The organism is Vannielia litorea (assembly GCF_018424695.1).
In the GTDB taxonomy this organism is placed as follows: Bacteria; Pseudomonadota; Alphaproteobacteria; order Rhodobacterales; family Rhodobacteraceae; genus Vannielia; species Vannielia litorea_A.
On the sequence record NZ_QTNQ01000146.1, the window covers coordinates 1 to 5062 of the forward strand.

Sequence of the window (5062 nt, forward strand, 5' to 3'; positions counted from 1 at the left end):
GCGGGAGCCCGGGCCGAATAGCTGGCAGCGGTTGGGGCGTGCGGGCGGGGCGGGCTGGAGGCGGAAGGACATGGCAGGTCTCCGGGCAAGGATATTTCGCGTTTCTCGCCGTGGGTGGTAGATTATTGCGCTGCCACTCGCAAGTCCATTTCGCAGGTGCAGCAATGGTGGCTGGCCCGGAGGCACATCTTGCCGCATACTCGGGCCATTCATAGGAGGATTTTTCATGCGATATTTCATGCTTTCCGCCGTCGTCCTGTGCACCGCGGGCACCGCTTGTGCCGGGACCGTCGGCGTGCAGTCGGGCTGCACGGTGCAGAACACCGCGCTGCGGGCCAATTGCGAGATGCTGCAGGTGCTGCGCTGCGACGGTGAAGAGGGTCCGCAGCGGGTGGACGTGTATCTTGGCGGCAAATTCCTGGGCGAGGAGGAATGGGCCGGCGTCGAGATGGTGCGCTGGCGCAGGGGCGCGATGCTTCAGGAGATGCAGGGGGACTTCAGCGCGCTGGCCGCCCTGGGCGCGGGCGAGAGCCGCGAGGTGAAGGCCGAGCGCAGCCGCCGGATGACGGGCAGCGACGCGCCCGCGATGGTCGATGCTTTCGACCTGAAGATCGAGGCGCTGGGCGAGGACCGGCGCGAGCTGGCCTCTGGTCAACGGCGACTGGTCAAGCGGTTCGGCTACAGCTACGCCAGTACGGCGGAGAGCGGCGAGCGGGTGCTGGAGTATGACCCTGCGCTTGGCCTCGCGATCTGGGGAGACGCCTGGGACGCGCGGGTGGTGCGTGAGGTTTACGGCCCCAAACACGCCGCCTTCATGAGCGACACCGCGCCCGAGGGTGCCCCCTGCACGCCGGAATAGCATCGAGGTGAATTTGGCCTCATTTGCAGGCAACGGGCAAGAATTTGGCGCAAGGGCCTGGCTTGCTCGAAGATTTTCGCGCGCGCAACCAGCCACCCCGGTGAGATTGGCAAGAAATCCCTCGCCGCACCCGCTAGGCTGCCGCCAACACCAACAGGAGCTGCCCAGATGATCGAAACGCCGTATCTTCTCTTCCTCGGAGACGCCCCCGACGCGCTCGCCGCAAAGGTGGCCCAGGGCATCAAGGACTGGCGGCCCGACAACGCGGTGGGACAGCTGCGCCTCGACGGCTGCAAGGCTGACATGAAGCTCACCGACATGACCATCGACGAGGCCGTGGCCGCGGGTGCCAAGACGCTGGTAATCGGCGTCGCCAACCGGGGCGGCACCATCAGCCAGACCTGGATGGACGTGCTGGAGAAGGCGCTGATCGCCGGGCTCGATCTGGCCTCCGGCCTGCACAACCTGCTCAAGCACGAGCCGACCCTTGTAGCCCTGGCCGAAGAGCACGGGCGGCAGTTGCATGACGTGCGAATCCCGTCGGTGAAATACCCGATCGCCAGCGGCGAGAAGCGCAGCGGCATGCGCCTGCTGGCGGTGGGCACCGATTGCTCGGTGGGCAAGATGTACACCACCATCGCGATGGACGCCGAGGCCAAGAAAAGAGGAATGAAATCAAGCTTCCGGGCCACCGGGCAGACCGGAATCCTGATCACCGGAAACGGCGTGCCGCTCGATGCGGTGATCGCCGATTTCATGGCCGGCTCCATCGAGTGGCTGACGCCCGACAACGATGCCGATCACTGGGACATGATCGAGGGTCAGGGCAGCCTGTTTCACCCCAGCTACAGCGGCGTGACGCTGGCGCTGGTGCATGGCGGCGCGCCGGATGCGCTGGTGCTCTGCCACGAGCCGACGCGGCCCCACATGCGCGGCCTGCCGGGCTACGAGCTGCCGACGCTGGAGGCGCTGCGCGACGTGTCGTTGACGATGGCGCGGGTGGTGAACCCAAGCGTGGAGGTGATCGGCATTTCGATCAACACCCAGCACATGAGCGAGGCGGAGGCCGAGGCCTATCTGGCGGAAGTGGAAGCGCGCATGGGCCTGCCCACGGTGGACCCGTTCCGCCAGGGCGCGGGCCGGCTGGTGGATGCCCTTCCGGCACCCAAGGGGTGAGCGGGTAGTGGGGAGGAGTGCCCGCCCGACGCGTCCGCAAGGCACCAGAGCGCAGCGCAGAACGGTGCGGTAAGGCCTTGGGCCTGTGTGAAATCCCGCACATGCACACCCCATGCACGGGCCATACACACCCCATGCATATCGCACTTGCAGAAAACCTGCGTTAACCTGACCGGACGCAGAACTCGGAGGCCCTTCATGGAAATCACGGCAACGTCAGAGCAGTTTGCGCTCAAGGTGCCCTTCACCATCTCGCGCGGCACCAAGGTGGCCGCCGATGTGGTGACGGTGGAGATCCGCAAGGGTGGCGCAATCGGCCGGGGCGAATGCGTGCCCTACGCGCGCTATGGCGAGAGCCTTTCCAGCGTGATCGACCAGGTCAGGAGCCTGCCCGAGAAGGTGAGCCGCGCCGATCTGATGAAGCTGCTGCCCGCAGGCGCCGCCCGCAATGCGGTGGATTGCGCGCTCTGGGATCTGGAGGCCAAGCAGCGCGGCGAGCGCGTCTGGGCGCTCGCCAGCCTGCCCCAGCCCGGCCCCGAGATCTGCGCCTACACGCTCTCGCTCGACGAGCCGGAGAAGATGGAGATGGCCGCGCGGGAGAACGCCCATCGCCCGCTGCTGAAGATCAAGCTCGGCACCCCGGAAGATATGCCCCGGCTGGAAGCCGTGCGCCGGGGTGCTCCGCGCTCGCGGCTGATCGTGGACGCCAACGAGGGCTGGTCGGCGGAGATCTACAGCGAGCTGGCCCCCTACCTCCTGCGCCTCGACGTGGGGCTGGTGGAGCAGCCGGTGCCTGCCGATCAGGACGAGAGCCTTGTGGGCCTCATCAAACCGGTGCCGATCTGCGCCGACGAGAGCTGCCATGATCTGTCGAGCCTGAAGAAGCTGAAGGGCAAGTATGACGTGATCAACATCAAGCTCGACAAGACCGGCGGGCTGACCGAGGCGCTGGCGCTGAAGCGGGCGGCGATGGCCGAGGGCTACGGAATCATGGTGGGCTGCATGGTGGGCACGAGCCTCGGCATGGCGCCCGCCGTGCTGGTGGCCCAGGGCGTGGGCTTCACCGACCTCGACGGGCCGCTCCTGCTGGCCGAAGACCGGATGCCGCCGCTGGCCTATGACGGGCGCGGCGTGCACCCCAGCCAGGCCGCGCTCTGGGGATGAGCCTGCCCGCCGTGCATCTGCCCGCGCCGCCGGGGCGATTTGCGGTGATTGCCGATATTCACGGCAATGCCGATGCGCTGGTAGCGGTGCTCGCGGAGATCGACGGCGAGGGCATGGGCTTCATCGTCAACCTTGGAGACCATCTGAGCGGCCCGATGGACCCGGCGGGCGTGGCAGCGCAGCTCATGGCGCGGTCCGGCATGGTGTGCATCCGGGGCAACCATGACCGTTACCTGCTGGACGACCCGCTAGAACAGATGAGCGCGACCGACCGGGTGAGCCGGGAGGCGATTGGCCCCACCGAGATGGACTGGCTTGCCGCCCTTCCGGTGACGGCCTGGCTGGGAGAGGCGGTGTTTGCCTGCCACGCCCGGCCCGCGCGGGACGATGAATACCTGATGGAAGTGATCGACGGCGATGGCGTGGCCGAGCGGCCTACGGCGGCTGTGGCGGGCGACCTTGAAGATATCGAGGCCAGTCTGGTGCTCTGCGGCCACTCGCACCTGCCCCGAGTGATGGAGGTCGGCGGCACGCTGGTGGTGAATCCCGGCTCGGTCGGCTGCCCGGCCTATGAAGATGCCGAGCCCGCCCCCCACGCGGTGCAGAACGGCGCGCCCGAGGCCCGCTGGGCGGTGGTGGAGCGCGCGGGCGACGGCTGGGCGGTGGAACTGCGCGAGACGGGTTATGACACCGCGCGCATGGCTGCGGCAGCGCGGGGCTACGGGCGCGAGGACTGGGCGCGCGCGGTGGAGACCGGGTGGATCAGGGGTTAGACGGCGCCGCTCATCCGCCCTTCGAGGCGTCTTCGCGGGGTGGTGCCCATGCGAAGAGATCGCGGCGCGGTCGACGAGCGGCTTGACGGGGCGGCGCACGCGAAGGATGAAGCGCCGAGAGGCAAAGGAGAAGAAACATGAGCCGGATCGTCTATGTGAACGGAGAGTATCTGCCGGAAGAGGAGGCCAAGGTTTCGGTCTTCGACCGGGGGTTCCTCTTTGCCGATGGCGTTTATGAGGTGACGACCGTTCTGGGCGGCAAGCTGGTGGATTTCGACGGCCACGCCAAGCGGCTCTGGCGGTCGATGGGGGAGTTGGAGATGACGCCGCCCTGCACCGAGGAGGAGCTGCTGGGCATTCACCGCGAGCTGATTGCGAAGAACGGTCTGGAAGAGGGGATGATCTACCTCCAGGTGACGCGCGGCGCGGCGGACCGGGATTTTGCCTTTCCGCCCGAGGGCACGGCGCCCTCGCTGGTACTGTTCCACCAGGAAAAGGTGATCGCCGAGAGCCCCGTGGCGGGCAAGGGCATTCGCGTGGTGTCGATCCCGGACGAGCGCTGGGGGCGGCGGGACATCAAGACGGTGCAACTCCTGTACCCCTCGATGGGCAAGATGGCGGCGAAGAAGGCGGGCGCGGATGATGCCTGGATGGTCGAGGATGGCGCGGTGACCGAAGGCACCTCGAACAATGCCTATATCGTCAAGGACGGCACCATCATCACCCGCCACCTCGGCACCGAGATCCTGCACGGGATCACCCGCGCCGCCGTGCTGCGGTTTGCCCGCGAGGCGCAGATGAAGGTGGAGGAGCGGCCCTTCACCATCGAAGAGGCGCAGGGGGCCGATGAAGCCTTCGTCACCTCCGCCTCGGCCTTCGTGATGCCGGTGGTCGAGATCGACCGCACCGCGGTGGGCGCGGGCACACCGGGCCCGGTGGCCACGCGGCTGCGCGAAATCTACATCGACGAGATGAAAAAGGCCGCCGTTTAGCACGCGCGCCAAGGGCCGAGCGCCGAGAAAGGGCGTCCCAAACGGGGCGCCCTCTTGCGTGGTAGCGCCGCGCATGGCGAGGCGCTACCACGCAAGAG

5 protein-coding genes are annotated in these 5062 nt (G+C 67.4%); all 5 read left to right on the plus strand.

The window, feature by feature from the left end:
• Positions 1-226: 226 nt before the first annotated feature.
• The 5 genes from DYI42_RS23145 to DYI42_RS23165 all read left to right on the plus strand — a co-directional run bounded on the left by DYI42_RS23145 (position 227) and on the right by DYI42_RS23165 (position 4964).
• Positions 227-859 carry a hypothetical protein gene (locus tag DYI42_RS23145; protein WP_213549385.1) on the plus strand — a complete coding sequence of 211 codons (633 nt, stop codon included), beginning with the start codon at positions 227-229 and terminating at the stop codon, positions 857-859.
• A 168-nt stretch (positions 860-1027) separates the two neighbouring features.
• On the plus strand, positions 1028-2035 hold the full coding sequence (gene dgcN, locus DYI42_RS23150; RefSeq protein ID WP_213549387.1) for an N-acetyltransferase DgcN: 1008 nt from the start codon (positions 1028-1030) through the stop codon (positions 2033-2035).
• 198 nt (positions 2036-2233) lie between these two features.
• Positions 2234-3199, plus strand: a complete 966-nt coding sequence (gene dgcA, locus DYI42_RS23155; RefSeq protein WP_213549389.1) for an N-acetyl-D-Glu racemase DgcA — start codon at positions 2234-2236, stop codon at positions 3197-3199.
• Positions 3196-3972, plus strand: coding sequence for a metallophosphoesterase family protein (locus DYI42_RS23160; RefSeq protein WP_213549390.1), 777 nt, complete (start codon positions 3196-3198; stop codon positions 3970-3972). Before dgcA ends, DYI42_RS23160 begins: the two co-directional genes overlap by 4 nt.
• Before the next feature lie 137 nt (positions 3973-4109).
• A complete protein-coding gene (locus DYI42_RS23165) occupies positions 4110-4964 on the plus strand; it encodes a D-amino-acid transaminase (protein ID WP_213549391.1) in 855 nt (284 codons plus the stop codon).
• Positions 4965-5062: the final 98 nt, after the last annotated feature.

Excerpts from the sequence above, each read along its gene's own strand:
- DYI42_RS23145 (WP_213549385.1), top strand. The coding sequence starts at position 227 with ATGCGATATTTCATGCTTTCCGCCGTCGTCCTGTGCACCGCGGGCACC.
- dgcN (WP_213549387.1), top strand. The coding sequence starts at position 1,028 with ATGATCGAAACGCCGTATCTTCTCTTCCTCGGAGACGCCCCCGACGCG.
- dgcA (WP_213549389.1), top strand. The coding sequence starts at position 2,234 with ATGGAAATCACGGCAACGTCAGAGCAGTTTGCGCTCAAGGTGCCCTTC.
- DYI42_RS23160 (WP_213549390.1), top strand. The coding sequence starts at position 3,196 with ATGAGCCTGCCCGCCGTGCATCTGCCCGCGCCGCCGGGGCGATTTGCG.
- DYI42_RS23165 (WP_213549391.1), top strand. The coding sequence starts at position 4,110 with ATGAGCCGGATCGTCTATGTGAACGGAGAGTATCTGCCGGAAGAGGAG.